We start from the raw sequence: 25739 nt of genomic DNA, 5'->3' as shown, positions 1-25739 counted from the left end.
CGTCCCACCTATCCGAGGTAGGACCAGTTGCGCACGCTCGGTATTCCGAGTTCTCTTCCCAGGTAGTCGGTGTTGGTCGCGACGACCAGGTCCTGAGGACTTGCCAAGCCGTACACATCCCGAAATGTGGCGATAACCAGTTGGGGAAGCTTGTCCAGTCTGCGGTCGAAAGATCCAGCGCTCGAATCGATCGGACCGTACTGCCAGATCGCGCAACCGGTGCTCATGTCCATCTCATCTGACCACCCGATACGGCCAAGCCGCTGGTGCAGGTCCTCGCGAGGTCGGGCCCTTCGACGTTTTCGGCGATCGTGGCCGCCTCCAGACGCCCTCTCCCCTCTATGAATTCCAGGCCGTTGTGGTTTTCGATGGCGGGAGCCTCCAAGCAAGTGACGTCGTTGTACGGCAGTGTTCGAAGCGTCCAATCCAGCCTCTCGGCGAAATCGCCCCAGTCGGTACATCGTTCGGGTGCGTTGCGTTTCGTGGGCCGGTCGGCGGTCAGGTGGAGGCACAGCGTCGACAGCGCGTTACGAGGCCCGTTCCGGTCCCCCGCGGTGTAGCGCATTCGCGCCGGGTCCATACGCAGGCCGTCACGCATCACGGCAATGACACCGGTGGCAGCCTCGGCGTAGTGCCTGTCCGCGACGAGGAAGCCGTCTTCGCTCGGCAAACGCCAGCGCGTCATCCACCGCTGCCCAGATCTCATCGGCGAGTACCAGACCGGGTGCGACAACAGCACTCTCGTCAGCTGTTGTGCAGCAGCGGATTCACCCGGCACGCCGACCTCGACCGTCTTACCGTTCTCGGAGAACACGATTTCACTGCCGGTGCCGGTATCCCGCAACCGGACGAACGACCACAGCTGTATCTGGTTGAAGTCGTCGTCGTATTCAGCACACAAGATCTCCGGCACCGCCCGCTGTAGCTCTGCCCAGAACTCGTCGACCATCTCCACCCCTCACTCCAGTTTCGCCGAGACCATATCCGGCAGCACAGACACGTTGGGTGCGGTCATCGAGAATGAACGCTCTGCACGAATTACGTTGAGCCGCAGTCAGTCGGCTCAACTCCACTCCCCCGATCTCCAGGCAGAACCAGCCCTCGGTGAGTGCGAACCAGAACAGGCGGCGATTTCCAGCCGACCCACACGGAGTGACCGCATCGACCGGCACCGGCTCGAACCGGAATCGCGTCATGCCTTGATACGACCAGATCGACCCGCAGGCTGCCGCCTCTCACGGCGGGGTGGGGCTATCGGCGGGAGAACACTGCGACCAGATAGTCGGAGTCGTTGGTGAAGGGGCGTAGATCCCAGGTTGAGAGTCGCAAATCCAGTGTGAGACCGGCGTTCTCGGCGTCGGCGAGGAAGTGTGGGAATTCGTAGCCGCGGTCGGCACTGAAGCCTGTGATCACTCGGCCGGTGGGGGCGAGGTGGCGGGCGAATCGGGCCAGCACTGTCTCACGGGTGGAGGGTGCCAGAAATGTCATTACGTTGCCCGCGCACACGATGGCATCGAAGTCGGCGGCGATACCGCGGCTTGGCAGGTCCAATTCGGCGAGATCGCCGACGATCCAGGTGGGGCCGGGGTAGTCGTGTTCCGCGGCGGCGATGAGTACCGGGTCGAGGTCGACTCCGACCACGGTGTGACCGGCTCGATGCAGGTAGCCGCCGGTGCGGCCGGGGCCGCATCCCGCATCCAGGACTCGGCCGCCGCGGTCGAGCATGGCGTCGACCAGTCGCGCCTCACCGACGATGTCCTTGCCCTCGGCCGCCATTGTCCGGAATCGCTCCACGTACCAGGTCGAATGGGCGGGATCGGCAGCGGTGAGCTCCTCCCATTGGCTGGGGTTACGTCCGCTCATCGCCTGTTCCTCCTCGCTCGGGCCTGCCTCGGCTCCACTGTGCCACCACCGTGCCGGTGGGCAGCATGCGGCCTGCGATCAGCGCGCTGAATACTGCCTACCCGCGACTGGTGCACCCGATCGTCAGATCGAGGAGCTGAGCCGCGTCATGGCGAAGGGATTCCGCGGCGTCCGGCTCGCCGGCGTGGTGGCGCAGCAGAGCCAGCTGAAAGAGTCCGTCGAAGGTTGCGTAAGCGAGGGATTCGCTGACCACCAGCGACTGGTCGCACAGGACCGCGTAGCGCTCGACGACATTGGCGATCATCTTCTGCCGGCGCTTGTCGATGTCGACGACATCCGCACGGAACGATTCCTCGAACAGACTCTGATTGCGTACGTCGTACCACAGCCGGTGCATTGGGGCATCAGCTTGCAGGGTGTCGGCCATCAAGGCGCTGAAGGCATTTCGCAGTTCCTCAGCGGTGCGCGACGTCGCGACGACATCGTCGTAGCGGGTGACGCATGCGGCCTCGTACAGCTGTACCGCGTGGGTGAGCAGCTCGGCCTTGTCGCTGAAGTAGTAGTGCAGCACGCCGTGTGAGAACTCGGATTTCTGGGCGATCTCGCGCAGGCTGGTACGGGCATAACCCAACTCCGCCAACGTATCCAGCGCCGCGGTCGCCAACTGGGTCCGCCGCTCGGCGAACTTGTCGACTTGGTCGCGGGCATGTCGCGCCCTCTTCTCGACGCTTTCCTTGATCGCGCTTCTCCTTCATCACATCCGGCACCCGGTGACGAACCTTCCCGAGTCTATAGCTGATCCGACGCGCCCCAATTCCTTGTGGCTTGACAGTCGTCAAGAGAAATCTTGACGACTGTCAAGGCCTTGGCGTAGCGTAAGCGGCGCTTCGTAACACTGCCGACACACGCGAGAGGCCAAGCAGCACACGGCATCTCGATGACTCGCGGGTGCGCGGAAAACGCTCGTCGGATTCGCGCGCAATCCTTGCGACCGGGCGAGTCCCGAAAGCCCGATCGTCAGCACCACGGCGCCGCACGATACCGCAATTGTTCACTGCAACAAAAGATTTCGGCTCCAGCGCCGTTTTCCGGCAGCGAGAGCCGTGCAGCCGCGGGCCGCTTTTCTCGGGTCGGCTCGTGGTCGTCGACGGCTCCGCCTGCAACGGACCCACCGACGATCGTGAACGGTCGAGGCCCCGGCAGCCGCCGCCGGGGCCTCGACACACTTTCCATGAGACCACAACCACCGGAAAAGCAATAGCGGATATCCCGCCGCGCAATCACCCTGCGCCGCAACACCTTCGCAGCCGAACCCGGCACAGGAAAAGGTCGTGGTGGCCGCGTCAGCTGCCGTTCAGGCTTTGAACGAGTGCAGGCTGGCCAGGCACAGTGTCTGCTCGGCGTCGAACCACTCGAAGGTGCTGACCGGTCGGAAACCTAGGCGGGCCGCGAGTCTGAGCGAACGCTGATTGGCTGTCTGTGTCGCGATGAGGACCGGCTGGTCCGGGAGCTCGTCTGCGGCGGCGCGTAACACCGCGGTGGCGGCCTCGAATGCCAGTCCGGCTCCCCAGGTGTCGGGCCGCATCAGGTAACCCAGTTCGAGTTCCTCGCCGTCTTCTATGACGTGACCGGGCCAGTCTGCGGGGCGCCGTTTGAGTTCGAATATTCCGATGAGGGCGTCGGTGGCTTTGTCGGCGATGATGAATGTGCCGGGAGTGATGGTGGCGTTGGCCGCGCCGCCGATCCTCTCGAGGTACTGCTCAACACCCTTCCTCGGAAGCGGGCCGCCGATGTAGGCCCCAACCTCCGGGTCGGTTCGTAGCTCGATGAGCCATTCCCGATCTGTGTCCCGCGCCTTGCGCAGCAAGACCCGATCCGTTGCTATCCGGACAGCAGACAGCATCCTCAACTGGTTCATGTGCCTCCCTTGCTGGATGTCGATCCATCAGATCATGAAGAACGAGAAACCTTCCACCGCAAGCAAGATCACGCCGAGCGACCAGGTCCCCTGACTCGACCAGCATCTCGCGCTCGGGTCCGCACCAACCGCCTCGCTCACATACGCGGCGAGCGGCACCGCCAATTGCCCCGTGCCACAGCCTAAATCGAGGAGGCGCCCATTGCTGTCCAACCGGAACGTGGCGACGATCTCGTCGAAAAGCTCACGCGGGTAGCCAGGTCCGAAACGCGCATAATGCCACGCGGTATCCGCAAACAGATCGCCCACCAGTACCCCCGGTTGCGACGGCGTGTAGCTGTCAGGCCGGAAGACCAAGGGCGTGGTGGCGGGCATCGATGCCGTCGAGTAGGCGTTGCAGGCCGTACTCGAAGACTGTGTCAAGGTTGAAGTCGAACTGTTCGCGTGTGACGTAGTCGAGTCCGGGGTGACCGGTTCGCGCTCGTGTACTGCCGTTCCGGTGACGCATCCAGTCGTCGGCCGACATCCCGGTGTCCTTCTCCGCCTGCGCCTCTGTGAGTCGGACCAGTGCCATGGCGCGTACGTGCCCGAACACGTTGATGTGCGCGCACATCATGTCGTGGGCGTCGAAACCCATGGCGCGCAATGTACTCAGAGACCACTCGGCTATCGGCAGAATATTGGGGATGAGTTGGGGCCGACTCAGGGAGAGCACCTCAGCTGCCCAGGGGTGGCGGTTGAAGACTCCCCAGAACAGGTGTGCGCCGGCATCGAGGCATCGCCGCCAGTCCTGCAGCGGGATATCGGGCACTTGTGATTCGGCGAACACGCTGTCGGCCATCCGCAGCGTCAGGTCATTGCGATTCGGGACGTGCCGGTAGAGCGCCATCGTGGAGACACCCAGGCCGACGGCCACCCGCCGCATCGTCACGAGCGACAGCCCATCGGAGTCGGCGATTTGTACTGCGGCCTCGACGATTTCGCGCTGGGTCAGCCCGGTGCGTCGCGCCTGTTCGCCGGCACCCGAGAGAATGCCGGTGCCCCCTTCCCCGCGTCGCCGCACGATGGTCCTGCTGCCGGGGATCGTCTCGACCAGACCCGCCGCGCGCAGGGCACCAATCACCTTCGTGGCCGTGGCCATCGCGACACCCCGATCCCGGACGATCTGCCGCGTCGATGGCACCGGCCGGCCTTCCGCCAAGCGCCCGCTGCGGATGTCATCCGCGATCTCTTCAGCGATCCGTAGATAGAGCGCTTGGTCCGTCATGCTCCCCCGGTGCACTAGTACGGTCGGCGATGGCAGATGCCCGCTGCACTACCACTTGTACTGCGGCGACATACGAAGTGCACTGCCTCGCAAAGGATTCTACGGCTGGGTCCGGGTCTGATGCATACGTTGTAAACATCGTCCGGTCAGGTCCGGCGATCAGAGCAGCGAATGGAGAGCACCATGTCTGATCCGGCCATCCAGGTTGTGACGTCGGCTGATGGCACGCCCATCGAGGTCCTCCGAGTCGGCAATGGACCCCATGTGATCGTGGTCCCCGGCGCGCTCGCCATCGCGTCCGATTTCACCGCCTTCGCCAAACGGCTGGCCGCCCGGTACACAGTACATATCGTGCAGCGGCGTGGCCGCGGCGGCAGCGGCCCGCAAGGTGACCGATACGGCATCGCGCGCGAGTGCGAGGACATCGAGGCGGTACGCGCGCGCACCGGGGCGCGACTTCTCTTCGGGCACAGCTTCGGTGGACTGGTGGCCCTGCGCGCCGCATGCGCCAATCCGGCGTTCGACGCGGTCGCCGTCTACGAACCCGGAGTGTCGGTCGACGGGTCGATCCCCGTGGACTGGATCGACCGAGCACACCGAGAGACCACCGAAGGCGCGGACTTCGAAGCGTTCATCACCTTCGTCCGCGGGAGCAACCCCGAACAGTCCGGGCGGATTCCGCGCTGGCTTCTACGAATCATCCTGCGGCACAACATCTCCCGTGCCCAGATTCGACAGAACCTCGCACTGATGCCCCAAGCGATCAGAGAACACATCGAGGTGGGACGGTTCGACGCACACCTGCCCGACTACAGCGAGATCGCCGCGACCACCCTGATCATGCGCGGCAAGGGGCGTGCCACCAGCAGGCAAGCCGTCGCCCTCGCAAGGCTGGCCGGCACGATCCCCCGTTCCGAATCCGCGACCTTCCCCGCGCTCGACCACTTCGCGCCGGAGAAATCCCCCGACGACATCGCCGCCGCCGTGCTGCGATTCTTCACCACGCACGCTCAGCCTGGCCTCTCGACCATGAAATAACAGGCGTCCGAGCCGAAATCCTGTGTGGGGAGGTCGTTCTTGTTGTTGGGCTGATGACGTTGGCCGCGGTTGTCGAAGCTATCCGATCTGTCGCTGCCTGCGGAATTCGCGCAGGGGTATCGAGGTGGCGGAGGTCGTGGACAGGGTGGGGCGGTTGGGTTCGATTGCCTCGAGTGGCTGGACCTGGCGGAGGGTGGTGCGGGAGCGGCGGGTGAGGTCTTGGTAGACCTTGATGCCGTTGGCTTTCCAGGCCAGGGTGGCCTCGTCGAGTTGGCGTACTACCTGGGCTGGGTTGCCTGCCGCGAGGTGGTCGGGCGGGATCACCGTTTCGGCGGCGACGAAGGAGTTCGCTGCTACCAGTGCGCGGGAACCGATATCGGCGTTGTCCATGATGACCGCGTTCATGCCTACCATGGCGCCGGATCTGATGGTGCAGCCGTGCAGGATGGCGGCGTGGCCGATGTGGCCTTCGTCCTCCACCGTGCAGGTGCTGCCGGGGAAGCTGTGCAGGACGCACGAGTCCTGCACGTTGGCCCCGGTTCCCACCGAGATGCGTCCGAAATCGCCACGCAGACTGGCCAGTGGGCCGATGTAGGCACCGGCGGCAATGTGAACATCGCCGATCAGGACCGCTTCCGGATGGACGAACGCTGTCGGGTGGACTACCGGGATGACGCCTTCGATGGAGTAGATGCCCATGACTCGAAGTCTGCCATTTGAGCCTACGGGTCACGAACACTGTTGAGGGTCAACTGTTTCCGGTGATGGTCGTAGTGCTGCCCCGGGTATCGGTAGATGCCGGCGAGGGTCATGTACTCGTGGAAGTACGGGTCCCAGCGACTCGGATACCGCATAGCGCGTGCGAAGTCCGCCGCGGCCTCGCGGCTCAGGGAGCGCTGCAGTGAGGCGATGACACGGTCCATCTTCGCGCCCATCCTGCGGCGGTTGAATACGCGCGCGGCCAGACGGGAACCGTAGAAGTTGAGCACGTCGAATGGTCTGGTCGACGCGTTGAGAAGGCTCGAGTTCGCGCGGCCGGCACCGGCGGGCAGGTGGCCGAACAGCCGCAGGAGGATGAGCCCCGGAGTCAAGATGCCACCTCTCCCTCGATATCGGCCGAGTCCCGATTCGAACACCCGCCACCGCGAACCGGGTTGCGGCTGCACCGATTCAGGGACCTTCGACCATGCCCGGGAGCGGACTCGGCGAGCTATATTGACCTCGACAATGGCCGCCACCGCTTCCCGTGGCTTCGGGCCCGAATGTGGCCCGGCTTTCAACCGCGACAATCGAATCGGCCGCACACCGCTGGAACAGCCTGCTGGACAGGGGATTCGGTCATGTTCGGGTTGGTCTCATATCCGGTTTCAGCGATCATGCTGGCCGGTCATATCGCCTTCGGATGGATGTTCGGCCGGGACAGCGGGCTGAGTTGGCTGTTCGCGGTGCTGTTGCTCGCTGTCGTGGTTCGACTCTGTCTACTTCCGATTTCTTGGCTCCAGGTCACCTCATTGTGGAGACCGTCCGGCCTCCGCGCGACCGAAAAGCCGGCCTTCCCGGTCCTCCCCTATGCCGCTGAAACAACAGTCCAAGTATTGGTTTTCGCAGGTCTCTGGCATGTACTCAGCTCATTCGACCGGACCGGGACCGGGGTCGGACAGCCCGGCATGACCCCATACGAGAACGCGCATACGCCCAACTATCTGTTCGATGCCGACGAGGTTCAATCATTTCTCACCGCACGACTGTTCGGCGCACCACTGTCGGTCACGATCGGCAGTGGCACACCGGACCTGCGAAGCTTCGCGGAGTACGGCGGCATGCCCTCGACGGGAACCATCGTTCTCCTCGCGATGCCACTGATCGTGGCGACGGCGGTACTCATCGCATTGAACGAATGGTCCTCGCCCACACGAGAATTCGCCCGGCGGAAGGTACAGCCGGCAGTGGCGCTGTATCCGATCTGTCAGTGGATGCTACCGATACTGGTATTGGTCACAGGAGCGTGGCTGCCGATCGGAGTGCTGATATACCTCCTCGGCACCAACCTGTTCACTATGGTCGAGCATCGGGCGTGGGCCGCACTATCGGACGTCCGCCATGACATCAGGCGATGACAAACATCCAGACGTCAGCCGTTCATGCCGGAGCAGCACGATCTGGTTGTCGAGCACTCGGGATTCCACCAATCGTAGTGCGGCACAGACCTTCACATCGGTGAACACCGGTCTGCCGCCGCCGAGCATGACGGGGTGGATGAAGATGTGGAACTCGTCGATCAGGCCGTGGCGGGCCAATGCCGATGCCAGTTCGGATCCGCCGCACAGCAGGAAGGTGCCGTGCTCGTAGGCCGTCGCCTCGGCGAGGGATTCGATGTCGTGGAATACCCCGGCATCCCAGGATGCGTGGTCGAGGGTACGTGAGACCACGGCCTTCGGCTTGGCTCGCCACACGGGCGCGAAATCCACATCGTTCGGATGGAATGCGCGCTGTTCGACGTATGGCCAGTAGTCGGACATGAAGTCCCATGTGGCTCTGCCGTAAAGTAGCGTTCCAGCGTCCTCGGTCAGCTGGCGCATATAGGTGGCGACGCCCATATCCTTTGTCGGCCAGTAGAATTCGCCTTCCGGGCCTTCGATGTAGCCGTCCAGCGATTGGAGGACGACATGAATGATCTTCCCCATCGGGTCGATCCCTTCCTTCGCGCGTAAGTGGTCTGCACCGGCAACCTGGTCGATGGTGCTGATCAGGCGCCAGAACTCGTCGAGGTAGTCCTGCCCCTGCGCATTGAGGCGATATACCTCGCGCTACTCAGCGCTACCGACTACCGGTAGGTAGTATCACCAAGTAGCGATTCCGCAAGGAAGCCCACGCAGCCGTCGCGGGAGTGCGGACTGCCCACGCGGTCCCGCCTGGCCGGTTGGTCAAATCCTCTACCGTGCAATAGATCTGCGCCGCGCACCCGCCGGCTTCGCCGTTTCGTCAGGCTGCGGGTCGGCCGGACGAATGACGTTGCCACCGTTGCTGTTCGATCAAATCGATCAGACCGTCGACCGCCGCGAGTGAGGACCATTCATCGCGAGCGACGAGGCCGGGATACTGATCGGATCGGGCGATGAAAGCGCCGTCCACCGATGACCATTGAACATGGAAGAACGACAGGCAGACATCTCCGTCGACGGCGCCCATAACCATTGCCTCTTCTGCTGATCCCGACTCAGGATCTCGATTGGACACCACGTACTCGAGCCGCTCCCCGGTTTTAACATCTCTCTTACTTCCGGACTCACGGAAGTTCCGATTCCTTTGCGACCGGGGGCAAATCGCGCGTCCGCCACATCCACCGGAAGCGCACCCCGCCCCGGCCGCGCATCACGCGGTCCGGGGCGGGAGTGCGGGGCGGATCAGTTGATCTGGTTGAGGGCGGGTGGCTGCCAGGTGCCGTCGGCGGCGGCCTGCTTCGGCGCGTAGAGACGCAGGGCCAGGTTCAAGGTGCCGGTGTCGGGGATGGGGAGCCAATTGCCCTGCGGGACTTCACTTCCGGGATTGGCGCTCTGGAGAGTGAGGTCGGCCGAGCCGTCGGGGTTGAGGGTGACGGGGATTTGGTGGCCGATGGAGTGGATATTGTCGGGGTTGGGGACCAGGAAGCGGTCGGCGGTGTAGGCGGTCAGTGACCAGAAGGCGTCGACGGGCGGGAGCTGGCCGGGGGCGAAGTGGACGCGGAGCCGACGGGGTGTGCCGTTGGTGGTGGCGGGGACGTTGAGCATCATCGGGTAGATGGCATCGGCGGCGAGATTGGCACCGAGTCCGATGAGGGCGGTGTTGGCGCGCAGGGGGTAGTCGGTGCCGTAGGTGCCCAAGTTGGTGGCGTAGGCCCAATCGTTGACGAGCTTCGCCTTGGGGTTCTGATAGGAGCTGATCTGCTGCTTAGCGGTGCTGACAGCGTCGTTGAGCGTGGCGGTGTCGATGCCCTTGACGGTGCCGCCGGGGGCTATGCCAATGGTCGCGAAACGCTTCACGGCATCTGCATCCGCGGAGGCGGGAGGATTCTTCACCATGAGCGCATTGAGTTTGGCGAAGAAGGTCGGCCCGTCCATGGCGTCGACCTCTTTGGCGGAATTCGCCGTCGGGTCTTGAGGTGCCGCACTCGGAGTCGGGGTGTCGGGGTTGGTGTTCCACGCGCTCAACGGCATGAGTTTGATCTGGTCTTGCAGCGCCACGACCGCGTCGTGGTCGGCCGCATTGTTGACGGCCATGCGCACGATCACCCATGACGTGGGGGTCGGAACCTCCAGACGTGTTGTGCCCGTGGGTAGTTGACCCGACCATCCGGGACCGGTGAGGACGTAGGTGAACGGTCCGGCCGGGGCTCCGTCGGCGAGTTTCGGGTGCATGCTGCTGGGGTCGTTGACGGTGTTGCTCCAGGCGTCCTGCACTTGGACGAGCCAGTAGCGGTCGGGCATGGTCGGCATCTGAATCACCATCGGCTCGGCCGAAAGGTCCAGCCAAGCCTGTGCATAGAGGGTGTCGACGTTCGGCGAGACGATGGTCTTGTCGTCCGGGGTGGGCGTGGTGCTGTAGCGCATCAGCGTGTTCGTCGGTGCCGCTGTGGTCCGCGTCGTATCCATCAGGACGAGCGGATATCCGAAGACATAGGCGTCGACGGCGATAGCTTTGGGGTCGCTATCGCCGCCGACGCTGCTGGTGGAGCTGGATGACGACGAGTCGTTCGATGAACCGCAGGCCGCCAACCCGATCACCGCCGTGAAACCCGCTGCCATACCGAACAACCCACGCCGAGAGATCGAAAACCGCTCGAGACCCTGTGTCACCGTTGTAGCTCCTGTCGTTTGACCCCCCATACTCGAAGGTAGCTATACATTTGCCATCGGTGAGAACGTTAGGGGCTCGCGTTGCCAAACTGCAACGCGTTCCAGCAGCGGCGTCACAAGCCCCGGTTCAGATCTTCTCGACCACACTCGATTCGAGCGGCAGGGAGTTGCTCATCGGTCGGTCCCTTACGAACTGGTTGCGGTGGTGAGGAATTCGATAATGGTGTGGTTGACGTCATCGGGCCGTTCGAGGTACCCGTAGTGCCCGCAGTCCTCGATTTCGATGTAGCGGGCTCCGGGGATCGTGGCCGCGACCTCGCGGCCGAACACGGTCGGCACCATTTTGTCGTCGGCGAATCCGATGACCAGGCTGGGCACCCTGATCCGGCGGTAGTCGGCGATTCGGTCGCGGGAGCGATCCATCCCCAACTGCGCACGCACGCCGGCCGAAGGTGTTCCCGCCGAGGTGTATTCGAAGATGTCGAGCCATTCCTGGGCCTTGGCCGGATCGGTAAGGGTGCGCGGCGACAGATTCAGGAGCGCCTTGATCGCGGCCGCGTACTCCGCCGGCAGTTCCACGCCCTTGTCGATCAATGCCTGCTCGCCCCGGTTGAGCATCTGCGCCACCGGATCGGGTCGACCGGTCGCGGCCATCATGACCGCTCTGGCGACCAATTCGGGCCGGGCCAGCGCCAATTCGGCGACCACACGCGAGCCCATCGAGGTGCCCACGACATGAGCGGGCGCACCACCCAGATGTTCGATGAGCGCGGCGACATCGCCCACCAGATCTTCCATGCGGATCCCCGACGCACAGGCATCCGAGGGCGCGATCCCGCGGTTGTCCAGGGTCGCGACTCGGAATCCGGCCTTGACCAGCGCGGGCACCTGATAGCTGCGCCAAACCCTGCCGGGACTGCCCGATCCCATGACGAGCACGACCAGCGGACCGGTCCCGGTCACCTCGTAGCTGAGCCGGATTCCATTGAGTGTGGCGACAGGCATGTGTCTTCTTCCGTGTGACAAGTGCGGACAGTGCAGGGTAGCGGGACAGATTCAATCAGCAGGAACAGGCACAGCGGCGCGATGAACGGGATACCCGCTGCCGCATCGAGGCCGGCAGATCCGCGCCGGGAGCCCGCAGCGCGGGCTTCCAGTCCGCGAAATTCGGCAGCAGCGCGCGCACCGTCACAGGGTGCGGGAAAGCCGCAGCTTCAGCGCCGCGAGCTGTTCACGCAGGGTGTCGGGGAGCCGGTTGCCACCGATTCGGGCGTACCACTCGTCGATGGAGGTGGTCTCGGCCACCCATTCCGCGGTACCGCATCCACGCGATATCGTCGCCGATCGTCTCGGCCTTCCACCCGGGCAAGGCGGGTTCGAGCATCGCGAGATTGGTCTTACCGCACGAGGACGGGAACGCCGCGGCGACGTAATGCGTATTCCCTTGCGGGGAAGTGAGTTTCAGGATGAGCATGTGCTCGGCCAGCCAGCCCTCGTCGCGGCCGAGCACCGACGCGATGCGCAGCGCGAAGCACTTCTTGCCCAGCAGCGCGTTACCGCCGTAGCCCGAGCCGTAGGACCAGATGGTGCGGGTCTCGGGGAAGTGCGCGATGTACTTGGTCTTGTCACACGGCCACACCACATCGTCCTGGCTGTCGGCCAGTGGCGCACCTACCGAGTGCAGACATTTGACGAATTCGGTTCCGCCGGTGAGCTTCTCCCACACCGGGGTACCCGAGCGGGTCATGATCTGCATGGACACGGCCACATACTCCGAATCGGTGACCTGCACACCGAATTTCGGCTCGGCCGCATCCAAAGGCCCCATACAGAAGGCGATCACGTACATCGTCCGTCCGGCCATCGCGCCGCGATAGTGCTCGGTCATCACCGTCTGCATATCGAGCGGATCGACCCAGTTGTTCGTCGGACCGGCATCGACCATGTCCTGCGAGCAGATGAAGGTGCGATCCTCCACCCGCGCCACATCCTCGGGATCCGATGCGCACCAAAAGGAATCGGGCTTCGCGGTCAACCGCACGAAGGTGCCCCTGTCGACCAGCCGGCCGGTCAGCCGGTCCCACTCGCCCCGGCTGCCGTCGCAGAACACGATGGCATCGGGCGCGGTCAGCTCGGCGACCTCGGCCACCCACGCCAGAGTGCCCTCGTGGGTGGTCGGTGCCTGCACGGTCATGACGTCCGGATGGTCGCTCACGAATTGTCTCCTTCACGAAACTACTAGGTATTCAGTTTAGAAACACTGCAATCAGTGAACCATCCAGAGTCCTTCGACCCACACGAAAGGTCTTGCTAGGCGGGCTGTTCCAACGCCTCGGCTTGCCCGGCGACCACGCCGGTGAGGATCGCCCGCGCGGTCGACATCAACTCGGCGACCTGCGGGGAGGTGAGTTCATAGGTGACCGACAGGCCCTCACGGCGAGCGATCACCAACCCGGCTCGACGCAGAATCGACAGCTGCTGCGACAGATTCGCCGGCTCCACGCCTATCTCGTCCAGCATCTCCGAGACCGCGTGCTCACGTTGACTGAGCAGTTCCAGTACCCGGATGCGCACGGGATGCCCGAGCGTTTTGAAGAAATCGGCCTTCATCGAATAGAGCGGCCTGCTCGAGCCCGGCATTGCCACCCTTCCGTCGACGACTCGGTAGCGCTACGATCGACCACCAGTTGCAGAGTTTAGCAAACAGCGCAACCAGTTCGCCGCTCGGGTACGCGGTGCCCTCCGTACCGACAGGACTTCGATCGACATGGAACCAGACTCCTCAGGATTCTTCGAGGTTCGCGGGACGAGACGCACAATCTGTGGGTAGCGTCTGCGCCCACTCGCACACGAAAGGACCCGCCATGTCGAATCTCGATGTGACACTTAAGGATATGATGCTCATCGACGGCGCGATCGGCGCCGCGGTGGTCGACTACGAGAGCGGTATGCCGCTCGGAATGCGCCAGGGTTCCAAAGCCCTGGACCTCGAAGTCGCCGTGATGGGCAGCACGGAAGTGGTGCGCGCCAAACTGCGCACCCTCGAACAACTCGGGCTCGACGAGACCATCGAAGACATCCTGGTCTCGCTCTCGAACCAGTACCACGTAATCCGCCCGATGACCGGTCGGCACTCCCAGGGCATGCTGCTCTACCTGGTACTTGACCGCGCCTCGGCCAACCTCGCCCTGGCCCGGCACCGCCTGCGCACCGTCGAACACAACCTCGAGATCTGAAGCGCCGACCTCAACGGGTCGACGAGCGGGTCGACCGGCCGTGGGTGTCGGCTGTCGCATCGAGCGAATCACTCAGTGCCATAAGCTGTTCGACGGTGTCACCGTGCTGTCGGACGAAGTCCTCGCGGGCGTGGCCGCGACGGAAATGGATGAAGGCACGGCCGGTCTCCAACTGCCAGGTGTACCAGAACAGATACGGGACGGTGAGGGCGAAATTGACTATGCCCCAAACGATCCAGACATCGTTGTCGAACCAGCCGTCGGACGGCATCACCTTCGGGAAGATGTTGTAGATGGCGATGACCAACATGAGCACCGGCAGGGTGTAGATGCGAGCCATGATGTACAGCTCGGGGCGGCGCTTGACGAGCGGGTAGATCTCGGCGACGGCGAGAATGCAGATGCTGGCCGCGAAATGCTCTTCCTGCGGCGGGTATCCGCCGAATGTGAAGCACAGATTCCAGGTGGTGTAGAGGAAGTTCCACGCCATGGTCGTATACGCGACAAGTTCGGCATTGCGGCCGGGCAGCACCTCCCAGAAGCGCGGGCAGTACGGGATGGTCAGGCACAATCCGAGACCGACGGCCGCGTTCCAGTAGTTGCCGGTTTCCGCGTCGCGCAGCGTGGCCTCGGCGATATTCAAGAACAGGATCGCGTACGGGAACCACAGAAAACGCGGATTACGCAACAGCTCCCAGATCCGCCCCTCGCGTTGTTCGGCGGCCGCGATGCGCATCGCGCCGACAAGAGTCAACGGGATGAGCACCGACAGGATCTTCGCCCACGAGAACCAATTGATCAGCCCGATATCGCGGCCGGGCCCCCAGATCCACAGCGGGAAGGTCAGCAATGCCAGCCCCCACACCCACATGGACGGACGCGGATGGGTGCGCATGTAGTCGACGATCACCCAGAGGATGGCACAGAACACGAGCATGGACACCCCGGTGACCCAGGTGAACGGTGCCGGATTCCCGGAAACCGCCTCCGATGCTGCACTTATCACTGCGAACCGCCTTCCACAGTCACCTGGACGGAACTCGATCGGGCACCACATGAGCAGGCTGTGCGGGCATCATCATGACTCCGCCCGGCGGAAATCGGACGCGGAGCGCCGGGTCGAGGGCTCCGGCCCTGCACTATTCGACCTGGATAGGCGCCGACGGCTTGGCGGCCACCAATCCCAGATCACCGTCGTACCGCCGATAGAGGAGTCGGCCGCGGCCGTCGTCGGGGGCGGTGAAGAAGAGGAAGGACAGGCCGTAGGTGCACAATCGCGCTACCGCACCGGACTCTGTGAGGATTCGAGTGGGGTGCGGATTCATGGTCAGCCGGAGCTCGTCGGCGTTGCGCGGCGGGTGCATTCGGCGCTGCCTTGCCATTCGAACACCAAGTGGCCCAGCCCAATACACGACGGCGTCCTCCCCCGAGCCGATATCGGTGAACAGGTGCGCGTCGTAATCGAGGGCATCCATGACGCGCGCCGCGGCCACCGGATCGCAGCGGCGTGGTTCGCAGTTCTCGCGGCGCACGATCGGACGCTCATCGCTCACATATGCCAGCGGTGTGCGTCCGGGATCGGGGGCCCAGCGCGGCGGTGCCAGCGCGGCAAGCCTGGCGAGCTGCCGGTCGAGGCGTTCCGCGGCGAAGGTGAGAGCGAAGACACCGGGGCCGGCGATCTGGGTGCGGACGGGTTGCCCACCGAAATTCACATTGACCTGTGCGATGGTCTCGCCGTCGGCGAAACCCCTGGCGGTCAAGCGAATTCGCGCGCCGCCCGCCACGGCGTGGCGGCGTAACACCCGGCCGATCGTCTGTTCGGCCCGCCGGATTTCACCCGGCCTCACACCGCCGCATGCGCTCACCTCGATGTTCGACCGCACCTCCGACATCACCTCGCCTGCAATCACGAGACGATCACCTCGCTTCCTGTTCACGGAGAACCGGTTTCCAGAAGAACCCATGGCACCATTGCGCCGCTCCCGCCGAACAGGGTCGAAGGTCCCCCCGGGTCACCGATCGCCTGCCTGAGGTATTCCAGCAAAACAATGGTGCTGCGACCGGAATCGTGCGCCTGGAGCAGTTGCGGTGGACGAGAGGGTAGACAAGGTATTCATGACATCAAGTGATTCCGCCGACGATCTGGTCTATCTCGACGCCACCGACGCGCTCCGGCTGTTCGCCGCGCGTGCGCTGTCTCCGGTCGAGTTGATGCGGGCGGTCATCGAACGCACCGAGAAGGTCGAACCCGCGATCAATGCCTTCACCGAGCGGCTTTTCGACGAGGCGATGACTCAGGCGGAGCAGGCGGAGCGCAGATATCTGGGTAAGGACGGTGGTGCGCCGCGGCCGCTGGAGGGTTTGCCGATCGCGGCGAAGGAGAAGCATGCCATGGCCGGGCGGTCCCTGACCGAGGGATCGCTCGTCAACGAAGGTGTGGTGGCCGAGGAGAACGCCCCGGTCATCGATCGAATCATAAACGCGGGCGGCATAATTCACGCTCGCACCACCACTCCGGAATTCTCCGTCGCGCCATTCACCCGGTCACGTATGTGGGGTATCACCCGCAATCCATGGAATCCCTATTTCTCCACGGCCGGATCTTCGGGAGGTTCCGGTGCGGCCCTGGCTTCGGGCACCGCCACCTTGGCCACCGGATCCGATATCGGCGGCTCCACACGATTGCCGGCGGCGCTCAATGGCGTCGTCGGATTCAAGGCCCCTTACGGCCGGGTGCCCGGCGCGGGTGTCATGCCCAATGACCACTACCGAGGCGACGGCCCGATGGCTCGCTCGGTCGCCGATACGGTTCTGCTGCAGAATGTGCTGGCGGGGCCGGATCCCCGCGATCACACCTCCATAGCGCCGAAGTACGTGCTGCCCAACGACTTCGACGACGTGGCGGGCATGCGGATCGCGCTCTGCATCGACCTCGGCGAGTACCGGGTGCATCCCGAGATGGTGGCGAATACCCGTGCCACCGCACAGGCGCTGGCGGAGGCGGGCGCGATCGTGACGGAGATCGAACTCCCATGGACCCATCTCGATATTCTGACCGCACAGAGCGGCCACTTCGGGACGCTGCTCGGCCCCCTGGTCGCGGAACTCACCGACGGTAAGCGAGCGCTGGTATCCGACTACACCGCCGCTTTCCTGGACCTCACCGCGCAAGCCCGCGAACACATCAGCTATCTGGATTCACTGCGCGCGGAGAAGCGACTGCAACTGCAGCTGGCAGCGGCGATGACCGGATTCGACGCCCTGTTGTGTCCCACCACCGCCGTGCCCGGCTGGCCTGCGGATGATCAATCCCCGGGCGATCGCCTGATCGTCCACGGCGAAGATGTCGGTGAAAGCTTCTGGGCCGCAATGACTATGCCGTTCAATATCACCAACCGCTGCCCGGTCCTGAATGTGCCGTCCGGCCATTCGGAGTGGGGCATTCCGACCGGCGTACAGGTCGTCGGCCATCCTTACGACGATGCGACCGTGTTCCGCATCGGCAAGGCACTGGAACAGCTGCGCCCGTGGGCCTACCGACCCGGAAACCGTCCGGCACTCTAGTCGTGCCCGCCCGTTGAATATCGATGCGACGACCGCCGCCCGGCGTTGGGAGCGGATGCGCGCGGACGGCTCGGCCCGGTCGGGCGCGGTCGGAACCTCAGACCTTCCGACCGCGCAGGGTGGCCAGGGTTGCGAGGTACTCGTCCTTGTCGACTTCGCCGCGGGCGAAGCGCTGGGCGAGCAGGTCTTCCGCCGTCGGAGACGATTGGGTGAACTGTGGCGTCGCACCGGTCAGGGTGAATCTGATCAGAAGCGCGAGGGCGGCGAACAGCAGAACCCAGAAGATCAGCATTCCCAGGCTCATCCAGGCGTAGTCCCAGCCGCCCATGTCATGGTCGTAGCGAAACATCATCGGAGTTACTCACTTTCCGTTCAGGACGGGAACCTGGCCGGCCGTGGCGCCGCCGTCGACGACGAACTCCGCCCCGGTGCTGAAGGTGGCCTCGGTGACCAGGAATCGCACCATCGCGGCGACCTCCCGCGGTTCGCCGAAGGGCGGCAGCGGCTGGGCCGCGGCGAGAGACTCGTCCATACCGGCGGCCATCGGGGTGTGGATGGGGCCGGGATGCACCGAGCAGACTCGAATATTGGCCGAACCCAGTTCCAGGGCAGCGGCTTTGGTGACGCCACGCAGACCCCATTTACTGGCGACGTAGCCGCTTACCCCGGCGTAACCCGTCAGCCCGGCGGTGGAGGAGATATTCACGATCACGCCGCCACCCGCCGCCCGCATTCTCGCGGCGGACAGGTGCATGCCCAGCCAGGCACCGTAGAGGTTCACATCCAACACATGACGGAACAGCGACGGCGACTCGGATTCGACGGTGCCGAAATCCACGATGCCCGCATTGTTCACCAGCACCGACAGCGCGCCGAACTCTTCCTCGGTCTCATTCAGTACGCGTACCCACTCGTCCTGGTCGGTCACATCGAGATGGTGATACCGGGTGGTGGGGCCGAGGGATCTGGCGAGTTCGGCGCCGTCGTGCTCGAGCAGATCGGCGATGACCACACCCATCCCCTCCTTCACCAGCTCCGCGACCACGGCAGCGCCGACACCGCGCGCGCCGCCGGTAACGATGGCGCTTCTGCCTTTCAAGTTCGACATGGGCGGGCTCCGATCCTGCAGCCGAATTCGCTGTCGAATCCGGTCTCGAAATAGAGCATCCACGCATTCTGGACAGCGCAGGACGGTCCATGGTCACCATCGTGAAGGTCCTCGGACTCTCATTCGAACGGCCGTACAGGACAGACGATCAGGTTATGAGAACTTCCACGGCCACCGCGGTCGCGATTGCCTCCGCCGCCACCGGGCTCGCGCTCGGCTATCGCTTCTTCGCCCGCAACGCCTGCCTGACCTGGGGCGCCACCGAAGCAGAGGCCGCACGGGCGCTGCCCGGCGATGGTCTGCTCACCGAACCCGATGTAGTGACCACCCGCGCCGTCACCATCGCGGCCGAACCCGAGGAGATCTTCCCGTGGCTCGTACAGATGGGTTCCGCCCGCGGCGGGGCGTACACCTATGACTGGATCGAGAATCTCTTCGGATTGAATATGCACAGCGCCGACCGCATCATGCCGCAGTGGCAGCAGCTGGCGGTGGATGATGTACTGCCACTGGGTGATTCGGGACCGCGTATGCGCGTGGCGATCCTGGATCGCCCGCATACGCTGGTCTTCGTCTCCGAGGATAAGCACTGGGTGTGGGCGTTCGAACTCGTTCCCACGACGGGCGGCACCCGCCTGATCAGCCGCAATCGAATCGCCGCACCGGATGCCGCACTGCCGCAGCGCGTATTCACCATGCTCGTCATGGAACCGGGCAGCCTGATCATGGAGAGCAAGATGCTGCTGGGTATCAAGAAACGGGTCGAGCGGGTCGCCGCCGCTTTGCCGGCGGTGGTGACCAAAGCCCCTGAGCGGCGGGAGGAAGGGCCGTATAGGCCGGTGTTCCCGACGCGAACAATCGATGTATGACAGCTATGAATGTCCCACCTGTCGCCGGACCCGATCATCGGACGATGCTGGCGGCGCTGCGGCTGGCTTCGCGCGCACCGTCGGTGCACAACACTCAGCCGTGGCGCTGGGTGTTGTGCGGCGATGCGCTGCACCTCTACACCGATACCGACCGGCTGCTGACCGTGGCGGATCCGCAGGCGCGGCAACTGATCATCAGCTGCGGTGCCATGCTGCACCATGCACGTACCGCGTTCGGCGCGCATGGCTGGCACACCGACACCAACCGTCTGCCCGATCCGGAGCAGCCGAATCTCCTGGCCGAGATACGTTTCCGGCCTTGGCCCACCCCGCCCGCCGCGCTGGTGGCGCGGGCGGGTGCGATCGATTGCCGTCGCACCGACCGCCTGCCCATGGACGCGCCGAAGAACTGGGACGCCGTACTCCCCCACCTGCGCATGCTGGTTTCGCCGCACTACCTCGAACTGCTGACCCTCGATGACGACGCTCGCACCCGGCTGATCGCCGCGTCCCGGCAAGCCACCGCCCTGCGGCAGCACGATATCGAGTATCAGAGCGAAATCGGGTGGTGGACAGGGCATTCCGAGACCTTCGAAGGCGTTCCGCAGGATGCGCTGATCTCCGACGCGGAATCCGCTCGGGTGCCGGTCGGGCGTACCTTCCCCGCCGCACCGCATTCGGCACGCCGCCCCGAGTCCGAGGATCGCGCCGCACTGCTCGTACTCTGTTCCGAGACCGACTCTTTGATCGATTGGCTCCGCACCGGCGAGGCCCTCTCGGCGGTACTGCTCGAATGCGCCGTCGCGGAGCTGGCCACCTGCACTCTCACCCACATCACCGAATTGCCCACCGGCCGTGCACTACTCGCCAATCTGGTGCGACCGACCTATCGCCCGCAAATCCTGCTCCGCATCGGCACCGCGCCCGACGGCGAGCGCAAACCGCCACCCACCCCACGGCGACCGCTCAACGAGATTCTCACGATCGAGAGGTAACCGATCGGCGCCGCACGACGTAGACGAGGGCACCGACCGCCAGGACGGAACCTCCCGCAAAGACCGAGTCGAGAGGCAGGGAGATGGCCAGCACCAGGCATCCGATCGCCCCGAGCACGGGGATGACGCGTGGTGGCCGGCCCTCTTCCGGCGTGAGCGTCCACGCCGAGGCGTTGGCGATCGCATAGTAGGCCAGTACCCCGAACGACGAGAAGCCGATCGCCCCTCGAACATCGGCGGTAGCCGCGACCACCGCGACCACCACACCGACCGCCAGCTCCGCGCGGTGCGGCACGCCGAAACGCGGATGGACCGCCGCCAGAGCGGACGGCAGATTCCGGTCGCGGGACATCGCGAGGATGGTGCGCGAGACACCGAGCACCAGCGCCAGCAGCGAACCCAGCGCCGCGACCGCCGCGCCGACCCGCACCACCGGCACGAGACCGGAGGCCCCCGCGGCGCGCACGACATCGGCCAATGGCGCTGTAGCGCCGGCCAATCCGTCCGGGCCGAGCACCAGCAGGGCCCCGACTGCGACCGCCGCGTAGACGATAAGAGTGATCCCGAGCGCGAGCGGAATGGCACGCGGAATCGTGCGCGCGGGATCACGAACTTCCTCGCCGAGCGTGGCAATTCGGGCGTATCCCGCGAAGGCGAAGAACAGCAATCCGGCGGCCCGCAGCACACCGTACGGTGTGGCGTCGGCCCCGATATGCAGCCGAACCGGTTCCGCGGCAACCGAACTCGTCGCCGCGACGACAACCGCGAACAGCACCGTGAGCACCACGGCGACGATAATCCGGGTGAGGGCCACCGACTTCCGCACGCCGCGATAGTTCACCGCCGTCAGCGCGATCACGGCCGCGACCGCGATGGCATGCGCGTAATCGGGCAGTACATACGACCCGACGGTCAAGGCCATGGCCGCACACGAGGCGGTCTTGCCGACCACGAAACCCCAGCCTGCCAGATAACCCCAGAACTCGCCGAGCCGCTCACGCCCATAGACATAAGTTCCGCCGGAGGTGGGATAGCGTGCTGCCAACCGCGCGGACGAAGTCGCATTGCAGTAGGCGATGACCGCTGCCAGCACCAGCGCGATCAGCACACCGGATCCAGCCGCACCGGCGGCCGGGCCGAGCGCGGCGAAGACACCCGCGCCGATCATCGACCCGAGCCCGATCAGCACCGCGTCACCGAGACCGATACGCCGCGCCAATCGGGTTTCCCCCTGGGAAGGATTGGACATCGTCGACACGGCTCCCTGATGCGATCGGATCTGGCATCCGAGACCGTATGTCATAGCGGCCTCCGACCCCGGCCGGACGGGGGTGGAATTCATCTTCCGGTCGGATCGGCACGGGCCGGACTCGCGCTCACGTGGCCGCCTACGCCTGGTACCGCGGACCGTTCCATCTCCTGATCGCCGTCGATTCATCGCCTGGCGACAACTGCGGGTGATGCCGCCGGACACGTGCGGGGGCACCCTCGAAGGGCTGCTGCCGCCCGCCGCGGGGATGCCGGCCGGGACACTCGGCAGCCCGATGGCCGCCGCGGAACGCGACGGCCATCGGTAGTTCACTATCGGCGGATATCAGTTCGGCCAGCGCCATTCGGTGATCTCGGGCGGGTCGTCGCCGTGGCGGCGGGCGTAGTCGCCGGCGTATTCGAGCTTTCCGAGCAGGTGTTCGGTCAGTTCCTGTCGTCGGTCGGCCAGTCGCGGGACTTCGGCCAGGGCCGCCGCGGCGAGGTTGTATCGGTCGATGCCGTTCATCGCGCACATGTCGAATGGTGTGGTGGTGGTGCCGTTGTCCGTGAAGCCGTGGACGTGCATGGCGTCGTGGCCGGGGCGGCGGTAGGCGAGGCGGTGGATGAGCCAGGGGTAGCCGTGGAAGGCGAAGATGACGGGGGCGTCGGTGAAGATGGCGCGGTATTCGTCGTCCTCGATGCCGTGCGGGTGCCGGTCCGGTGGGAACATGCGGGCCAGGTCGACGACGTTCACGAAGCGAACGGCCAAGTCCGGCACCAGTTCTCGCAGAATCGCGGTGGCGGCCAGGGCCTCCTGGGTGGGTACATCGCCCGCACAGGCCATGACGACCTCGGTGGGACGGTCCTGGTCCGAGGAGGCCCAATCCCATACGCCCAGACCGTTTTCGCAGTGCTCGCGGGCCTGGTCGTAGTCGAGGTACTGCAGGGCGGGCTGTTTACCCGCGACCACGACATTGACCCGGCCGCGACTGCTCAGGCAGTGGTCGAAGACGTGCAGCAGGCAGTTGGCGTCCGGGGGCAGGTATACCCGGCTGACTTCGGGGCGCTTGCTCAGCACGTGGTCGATGAAGCCGGGGTCCTGGTGCGAGGCGCCATTGTGGTCCTGCCGCCAGACATGCGAGGTGATCAGGTAGTTGAGGCTGGGAGTCGGCGTGCGCCAGGCGAACTCGGACGCCATATGCAGCCATTTGGCATGCTGGACCACCATCGAGTCGATGATGTGCGCGAACGCCTCGTAGGTGGAGAACACACCGTGCCGGCCGGTGAGGAGATAACCCTCCAGCCAGCCCTGGCACAGGTGTTCCGAGAGCACCTCCAGTACCCGGCCGTCCGGTGACAACCGATCATCACCGGCCAATTTGCGGCTGCGCCAACGCCTTCCGGTGACCTCCAGGACGGCGTCGAGCCGGTTGGAGGCGTGCTCGTCCGGGGAGAAGAACAGTAGATTGCGGGGGTTCTCGACGAGCGCGTCCCGTAGGTACTGCCCCAGTACCCGGGTCGCTTCGGCCAATTCTGTTCCGGGAGCGGCGAATCCGACCGCGTAATCGGCGGGCCGGGGCAACCGCAGATCCACGCTGACATGGCCGTGGGCCTTCGGATTCGCGCTCATCCGCAGATGCTCCGGATGCAGTCGCGCGACGCGGCTGACGGGCCGCCCGGCGGCGTCGAACAGTTCCTGCGGTCGGTAGGAGCGCATCCACTGTTCCAGTTGCGCAAGGTGTTCCGGATTCTCGCGGACCTGTGCGAGCGGGACCTGATGCGCACGGAAGGTACCTTCGATCTGGACTCCGTCCACGATCGACGGTCCGGTCCAGCCCTTGGGCGTGCGCAGTACGATCATGGGCCGGTAGGGATCGCGCGGGCCGGACCCGTGATCGGCGTCGTCCCGAATTCCCCGGATCCGCTCCAGCGCCTCGTCCAGGACCGCGGCATAGCGTTCGTGAATCTCGACCGGGTCGTGGCCCTCGACATACATCGGTTCCCAGCCGTGCGCGGTCAGCAGCCCGTCGAGCTCACTGCGCGACATGCGGGACAGCAGCGTCGGATTCGCGATTTTGTACCCGTTGAGGTGCAGAATCGGCAGCACGGTGCCGTCGGTGATCCGGTCCAGGAACAGCGAGCTGTGCCAGCTGGTGGCGAGTGCGCCGGTTTCGGCCTCACCGTCGCCGATCATGCAGGCCACCACGAGATTCGGATTGTCCAGCGCCGCGCCCGTGGCGTGCGCCAGCGAGTACCCCAGCTCACCGCCCTCGTGGATGGAACCGGGCAGGTGCGGTCCGGCGTGACTGGGTACGCCGCCGGGGAATGAGAACTGCCGGAACAACTCTCGCATTCCGGCCAGGTCCTGGGTCACCTCCGGGTGGTATGTCGAGTAGGTGCCCTCCAGCCAGGCCGCGGCATTGAGCCCGGCCGCACCGTGCCCGGGACCGAGCACGAACAGCATTTCCTGACCGGTGCGGGCGATCGCCCGATTGAGGTGGGCATAGGTGAGTGTGACGCCCGGGACGGTGCCCCAGTGCCCGATCAATCGGGGCTTGATGTGTTCGGGCCGAAGGGGTTCGGTGAGTAGCGGATTGTCCATCAGGTAGATCTGACCGACGGCGAGATAGTTCGCCGCCCGCCACCAGGCGTCCAGGTCGTTCAGATCATGGTGCGGGCTCAGGCCCGCACCCGGCATACGCAGTGTCATTGCTGGAGTTCCTATTCTCAGGGTGCGCCGTGGACGACCATGACCGGGCAGTGCGCGTGCTGCACCAGTGCGTGTGCGGTGGAGCCGAGTAACAGTCCGAGGAACCCGCCACGGCCGCGGTTGCCGACCACCACCAGCTGGGCGTGCTCGGACCATTCCCGCAGTTGTGCGGCCGGACCCGCGAAGTAGACGCGGCGGATGACCTCGACGTCCGGGTACTTCTCCTGCCATCCCGCCAGGCGTTCGGCCAGGATCGCCTCCTCGACCTCTTCGAAGTTGTCCAGCAGCGCGGAGGCATCCTTACCGGCGAATTTGCCTGCGTCCCAATCACTCCAGACGTGCACGGCCACCAGATCGGTGCCGCGATCGGAGGCTTCGAAGAAGGCGGCGGCGACAGCGGCCTCGCTGACCGGGCTGCCGTCCACACCGACCACCACGGGTCCGGACGTGCGAACGGTGTTGTCCGCCTTGGGATCCGGGCGAACGACGATCACCGCGCCTTGGGCGTGCGCGGTCACCGCGAGCAGGGTCGAGCCGAGATGGCCCAGGGTTCCGGTGTTTCCGGTCGCGCCCAGAACCACCGCATAGGCTTTCGCGCTGTGCGTCAGCAGCAATTCCTGCCCGGTATCGGACGACAGCACGCTCGATACCCGGAGCCCGGGATCGGCGGTGCGGGCGGTCAGATCGGCGTGCGCGATGAGCGCGGTTCCCCGCGCCCGCACACTGTCGACCAGCGGCGGGACGATGACCTCGTACGCGCCCACCACCCGGCTCGCCCCCACCAGATCCAGTCCGTGCAGGATCTCCAGCGCCCGGCCCCGCTGTGCCGCGAAATCGGCGGCCCAGCGCAGCGCGAGCTCCGATCCGGGCGAGCCGTCCACCCCGACCACCACGGCCGCGTCGGCCAGTTGATGCGGGTCCTGATAGTCCTGCGGTGTCATCGCGACCTCCGATGTCGTACGGCGAGGTGGTCCCGGTCGGGCTCCCGCTTCAACCGTATGAAGGCGACCAGGAACGCGGCTGCGGTCGATCGTCACCGGATCAGGGGCTAAAGACCCACGGACCGGACGCGGATTGCACGAGTCGGGCCT

At 65.0% G+C, this 25739-nt stretch carries 28 protein-coding genes and 1 pseudogene; 6 read left to right on the top strand and 23 right to left on the bottom strand.

The genetic code is table 11. The features are described from left to right. Positions 1-8 precede the first annotated feature (8 nt). The 8 genes from GFY24_RS09365 to GFY24_RS09335 all read right to left on the bottom strand — a co-directional run bounded on the left by GFY24_RS09365 (position 9) and on the right by GFY24_RS09335 (position 5048). A complete protein-coding gene (locus tag GFY24_RS09365) occupies positions 9-227 on the bottom strand; it encodes a hypothetical protein (RefSeq protein WP_153804573.1) in 219 nt (72 codons plus the stop codon). After that, entirely contained in the window at positions 224-949 is a 726-nt protein-coding gene (locus tag GFY24_RS09360) for a hypothetical protein (RefSeq protein ID WP_153804572.1), read from the bottom strand. Before GFY24_RS09360 ends, GFY24_RS09365 begins: the two co-directional genes overlap by 4 nt. Further along, entirely contained in the window at positions 891-1196 is a 306-nt protein-coding gene (locus GFY24_RS43620; RefSeq protein ID WP_375336019.1) for a DUF5984 family protein, read from the bottom strand. Before GFY24_RS43620 ends, GFY24_RS09360 begins: the two co-directional genes overlap by 59 nt. A 55-nt stretch (positions 1197-1251) precedes the next feature. Then, a complete protein-coding gene (locus GFY24_RS09355) occupies positions 1252-1863 on the bottom strand; it encodes a bifunctional 2-polyprenyl-6-hydroxyphenol methylase/3-demethylubiquinol 3-O-methyltransferase UbiG (protein ID WP_153804571.1) in 612 nt (203 codons plus the stop codon). 97 nt (positions 1864-1960) lie between these two features. Beyond that, entirely contained in the window at positions 1961-2602 is a 642-nt protein-coding gene (locus GFY24_RS09350) for a helix-turn-helix domain-containing protein (protein ID WP_309230682.1), read from the bottom strand. Positions 2603-3217: 615 nt separating this feature from the next. Then, entirely contained in the window at positions 3218-3781 is a 564-nt protein-coding gene (locus tag GFY24_RS09345; RefSeq protein WP_153804569.1) for a GNAT family N-acetyltransferase, read from the bottom strand. A 27-nt stretch (positions 3782-3808) separates the two neighbouring features. After that, positions 3809-4156 carry a methyltransferase domain-containing protein gene (locus GFY24_RS09340; RefSeq protein ID WP_153804568.1) on the bottom strand — a complete coding sequence of 116 codons (348 nt, stop codon included), beginning with the start codon at positions 4154-4156 and terminating at the stop codon, positions 3809-3811. Next, entirely contained in the window at positions 4122-5048 is a 927-nt protein-coding gene (locus tag GFY24_RS09335) for a TetR/AcrR family transcriptional regulator C-terminal domain-containing protein (protein WP_153804567.1), read from the bottom strand. The genes GFY24_RS09340 and GFY24_RS09335 overlap by 35 nt, the downstream gene beginning before the upstream one ends. A 183-nt stretch (positions 5049-5231) precedes the next feature. Here GFY24_RS09335 and GFY24_RS09330 point away from each other — a divergent pair, with 183 nt between their 5' ends. Then, positions 5232-6086, top strand: a complete 855-nt coding sequence (locus GFY24_RS09330; protein WP_153804566.1) for an alpha/beta fold hydrolase — start codon at positions 5232-5234, stop codon at positions 6084-6086. 78 nt (positions 6087-6164) lie between these two features. On the opposite strand, the gene GFY24_RS09325 is transcribed toward GFY24_RS09330, so the two are convergent. Next, entirely contained in the window at positions 6165-6785 is a 621-nt protein-coding gene (locus GFY24_RS09325; protein WP_153804565.1) for a transferase hexapeptide repeat family protein, read from the bottom strand. Positions 6786-6808: 23 nt separating this feature from the next. Then, the gene (locus tag GFY24_RS09320; protein ID WP_153804564.1) at positions 6809-7177 is read right to left on the bottom strand and encodes a hypothetical protein; all 369 of its coding nucleotides are present in this window, start codon (positions 7175-7177) and stop codon (positions 6809-6811) included. A gap of 249 nt (positions 7178-7426) precedes the next feature. On the opposite strand from GFY24_RS09320, the gene GFY24_RS09315 reads away from it, so the two are divergent. Next, entirely contained in the window at positions 7427-8203 is a 777-nt protein-coding gene (locus GFY24_RS09315) for a hypothetical protein (protein ID WP_194852797.1), read from the top strand. On the opposite strand, the gene GFY24_RS09310 is transcribed toward GFY24_RS09315, so the two are convergent. From GFY24_RS09310 to GFY24_RS09285, 6 genes and pseudogenes are all read right to left on the bottom strand, one after another. Then, entirely contained in the window at positions 8171-8770 is a 600-nt protein-coding gene (locus tag GFY24_RS09310; protein ID WP_153804562.1) for a dihydrofolate reductase family protein, read from the bottom strand. The two genes, GFY24_RS09315 and GFY24_RS09310, sit on opposite strands and share 33 nt — an antisense overlap. A gap of 298 nt (positions 8771-9068) precedes the next feature. Continuing rightward, positions 9069-9275, bottom strand: coding sequence for a hypothetical protein (locus GFY24_RS09305; RefSeq protein WP_153804561.1), 207 nt, complete (start codon positions 9273-9275; stop codon positions 9069-9071). 215 nt (positions 9276-9490) lie between these two features. Beyond that, positions 9491-10918 carry a DUF1254 domain-containing protein gene (locus GFY24_RS09300; RefSeq protein WP_309230642.1) on the bottom strand — a complete coding sequence of 476 codons (1428 nt, stop codon included), beginning with the start codon at positions 10916-10918 and terminating at the stop codon, positions 9491-9493. A gap of 186 nt (positions 10919-11104) precedes the next feature. Further along, positions 11105-11923 carry an alpha/beta fold hydrolase gene (locus tag GFY24_RS09295; RefSeq protein WP_153804559.1) on the bottom strand — a complete coding sequence of 273 codons (819 nt, stop codon included), beginning with the start codon at positions 11921-11923 and terminating at the stop codon, positions 11105-11107. Between the two features lie 292 nt (positions 11924-12215). Then, positions 12216-13112 (bottom strand): annotated as a pseudogene (locus GFY24_RS09290) (phosphoenolpyruvate carboxykinase domain-containing protein); the annotation flags it as partial. A 116-nt stretch (positions 13113-13228) separates the two neighbouring features. After that, positions 13229-13558 (bottom strand): helix-turn-helix transcriptional regulator, encoded by a 330-nt coding sequence (locus GFY24_RS09285; protein WP_153804558.1) that lies wholly within the window; start codon positions 13556-13558, stop codon positions 13229-13231. Between the two features lie 224 nt (positions 13559-13782). Here GFY24_RS09285 and GFY24_RS09280 point away from each other — a divergent pair, with 224 nt between their 5' ends. Beyond that, a complete protein-coding gene (locus tag GFY24_RS09280) occupies positions 13783-14154 on the top strand; it encodes a hypothetical protein (protein WP_153804557.1) in 372 nt (123 codons plus the stop codon). 10 nt (positions 14155-14164) lie between these two features. Here the strand turns inward: GFY24_RS09280 and GFY24_RS09275 are convergent, their stop codons facing one another. Both GFY24_RS09275 and GFY24_RS09270 read right to left on the bottom strand, forming a co-directional pair. Then, positions 14165-15160 carry a hypothetical protein gene (locus GFY24_RS09275; RefSeq protein ID WP_194852796.1) on the bottom strand — a complete coding sequence of 332 codons (996 nt, stop codon included), beginning with the start codon at positions 15158-15160 and terminating at the stop codon, positions 14165-14167. 133 nt (positions 15161-15293) lie between these two features. After that, positions 15294-16064 (bottom strand): sigma 54 modulation/S30EA ribosomal C-terminal domain-containing protein, encoded by a 771-nt coding sequence (locus tag GFY24_RS09270; RefSeq protein ID WP_309230641.1) that lies wholly within the window; start codon positions 16062-16064, stop codon positions 15294-15296. A 205-nt stretch (positions 16065-16269) separates the two neighbouring features. Here GFY24_RS09270 and GFY24_RS09265 point away from each other — a divergent pair, with 205 nt between their 5' ends. Further along, positions 16270-17718, top strand: coding sequence for an amidase (locus GFY24_RS09265; protein WP_153804556.1), 1449 nt, complete (start codon positions 16270-16272; stop codon positions 17716-17718). Between the two features lie 97 nt (positions 17719-17815). Here the strand turns inward: GFY24_RS09265 and GFY24_RS09260 are convergent, their stop codons facing one another. Both GFY24_RS09260 and GFY24_RS09255 read right to left on the bottom strand, forming a co-directional pair. Further along, positions 17816-18070, bottom strand: a complete 255-nt coding sequence (locus GFY24_RS09260) for an SHOCT domain-containing protein (RefSeq protein WP_153804555.1) — start codon at positions 18068-18070, stop codon at positions 17816-17818. A 9-nt stretch (positions 18071-18079) separates the two neighbouring features. Further along, positions 18080-18826, bottom strand: coding sequence for an SDR family oxidoreductase (locus tag GFY24_RS09255; protein WP_153804554.1), 747 nt, complete (start codon positions 18824-18826; stop codon positions 18080-18082). 155 nt (positions 18827-18981) lie between these two features. Here GFY24_RS09255 and GFY24_RS09250 point away from each other — a divergent pair, with 155 nt between their 5' ends. Further along, on the top strand, positions 18982-19695 hold the full coding sequence (locus GFY24_RS09250; RefSeq protein ID WP_194852795.1) for an SRPBCC family protein: 714 nt from the start codon (positions 18982-18984) through the stop codon (positions 19693-19695). Then, positions 19692-20690 (top strand): Acg family FMN-binding oxidoreductase, encoded by a 999-nt coding sequence (locus GFY24_RS09245; RefSeq protein ID WP_153804553.1) that lies wholly within the window; start codon positions 19692-19694, stop codon positions 20688-20690. Before GFY24_RS09250 ends, GFY24_RS09245 begins: the two co-directional genes overlap by 4 nt. Here the strand turns inward: GFY24_RS09245 and GFY24_RS09240 are convergent. The 3 genes from GFY24_RS09240 to GFY24_RS09230 form a co-directional block, all read right to left on the bottom strand. Then, positions 20674-21939: an APC family permease gene (locus GFY24_RS09240; protein WP_153804552.1), complete on the bottom strand. Its 1266-nt coding sequence runs from the start codon at positions 21937-21939 to the stop codon at positions 20674-20676. The genes GFY24_RS09245 and GFY24_RS09240 overlap by 17 nt on opposite strands. 345 nt (positions 21940-22284) lie before the next feature. Continuing rightward, positions 22285-24648, bottom strand: a complete 2364-nt coding sequence (locus GFY24_RS09235; protein ID WP_153804551.1) for a phosphoketolase — start codon at positions 24646-24648, stop codon at positions 22285-22287. 17 nt (positions 24649-24665) lie between these two features. After that, positions 24666-25589 (bottom strand): universal stress protein, encoded by a 924-nt coding sequence (locus tag GFY24_RS09230; RefSeq protein WP_153804550.1) that lies wholly within the window; start codon positions 25587-25589, stop codon positions 24666-24668. Positions 25590-25739 lie beyond the last annotated feature (150 nt).

This window comes from Nocardia sp. SYP-A9097, from assembly GCF_009649815.1.
Lineage (GTDB): Bacteria > Actinomycetota > Actinomycetes > Mycobacteriales > Mycobacteriaceae > Nocardia.
This window is presented reverse-complemented; position numbering and strand designations above follow the sequence as displayed.

Bases quoted from the DNA above. Each gene is read 5' to 3' on its own strand.
- GFY24_RS09230 (WP_153804550.1), bottom strand. From the start codon at position 25,589: ATGACACCGCAGGACTATCAGGACCCGCATCAACTGGCCGACGCGGCC.
- GFY24_RS09310 (WP_153804562.1), bottom strand. From the start codon at position 8,770: ATGGGGAAGATCATTCATGTCGTCCTCCAATCGCTGGACGGCTACATC.
- GFY24_RS09340 (WP_153804568.1), bottom strand. From the start codon at position 4,156: ATGCCCGCCACCACGCCCTTGGTCTTCCGGCCTGACAGCTACACGCCG.
- GFY24_RS09255 (WP_153804554.1), bottom strand. From the start codon at position 18,826: ATGTCGAACTTGAAAGGCAGAAGCGCCATCGTTACCGGCGGCGCGCGC.
- GFY24_RS09335 (WP_153804567.1), bottom strand. From the start codon at position 5,048: ATGACGGACCAAGCGCTCTATCTACGGATCGCTGAAGAGATCGCGGAT.
- GFY24_RS09360 (WP_153804572.1), bottom strand. From the start codon at position 949: ATGGTCGACGAGTTCTGGGCAGAGCTACAGCGGGCGGTGCCGGAGATC.
- GFY24_RS43620 (WP_375336019.1), bottom strand. From the start codon at position 1,196: ATGACGCGATTCCGGTTCGAGCCGGTGCCGGTCGATGCGGTCACTCCG.
- GFY24_RS09235 (WP_153804551.1), bottom strand. From the start codon at position 24,648: ATGACACTGCGTATGCCGGGTGCGGGCCTGAGCCCGCACCATGATCTG.
- GFY24_RS09260 (WP_153804555.1), bottom strand. From the start codon at position 18,070: ATGATGTTTCGCTACGACCATGACATGGGCGGCTGGGACTACGCCTGG.
- GFY24_RS09295 (WP_153804559.1), bottom strand. From the start codon at position 11,923: ATGCCTGTCGCCACACTCAATGGAATCCGGCTCAGCTACGAGGTGACC.
- GFY24_RS09265 (WP_153804556.1), top strand. From the start codon at position 16,270: ATGACATCAAGTGATTCCGCCGACGATCTGGTCTATCTCGACGCCACC.
- GFY24_RS09330 (WP_153804566.1), top strand. From the start codon at position 5,232: ATGTCTGATCCGGCCATCCAGGTTGTGACGTCGGCTGATGGCACGCCC.
- GFY24_RS09250 (WP_194852795.1), top strand. From the start codon at position 18,982: ATGAGAACTTCCACGGCCACCGCGGTCGCGATTGCCTCCGCCGCCACC.
- GFY24_RS09365 (WP_153804573.1), bottom strand. From the start codon at position 227: ATGAGCACCGGTTGCGCGATCTGGCAGTACGGTCCGATCGATTCGAGC.
- GFY24_RS09240 (WP_153804552.1), bottom strand. From the start codon at position 21,939: ATGTCCAATCCTTCCCAGGGGGAAACCCGATTGGCGCGGCGTATCGGT.
- GFY24_RS09355 (WP_153804571.1), bottom strand. From the start codon at position 1,863: ATGAGCGGACGTAACCCCAGCCAATGGGAGGAGCTCACCGCTGCCGAT.
- GFY24_RS09245 (WP_153804553.1), top strand. From the start codon at position 19,692: ATGACAGCTATGAATGTCCCACCTGTCGCCGGACCCGATCATCGGACG.
- GFY24_RS09315 (WP_194852797.1), top strand. From the start codon at position 7,427: ATGTTCGGGTTGGTCTCATATCCGGTTTCAGCGATCATGCTGGCCGGT.
- GFY24_RS09325 (WP_153804565.1), bottom strand. From the start codon at position 6,785: ATGGGCATCTACTCCATCGAAGGCGTCATCCCGGTAGTCCACCCGACA.
- GFY24_RS09285 (WP_153804558.1), bottom strand. From the start codon at position 13,558: ATGCCGGGCTCGAGCAGGCCGCTCTATTCGATGAAGGCCGATTTCTTC.
- GFY24_RS09280 (WP_153804557.1), top strand. From the start codon at position 13,783: ATGTCGAATCTCGATGTGACACTTAAGGATATGATGCTCATCGACGGC.
- GFY24_RS09305 (WP_153804561.1), bottom strand. From the start codon at position 9,275: ATGGGCGCCGTCGACGGAGATGTCTGCCTGTCGTTCTTCCATGTTCAA.
- GFY24_RS09345 (WP_153804569.1), bottom strand. From the start codon at position 3,781: ATGAACCAGTTGAGGATGCTGTCTGCTGTCCGGATAGCAACGGATCGG.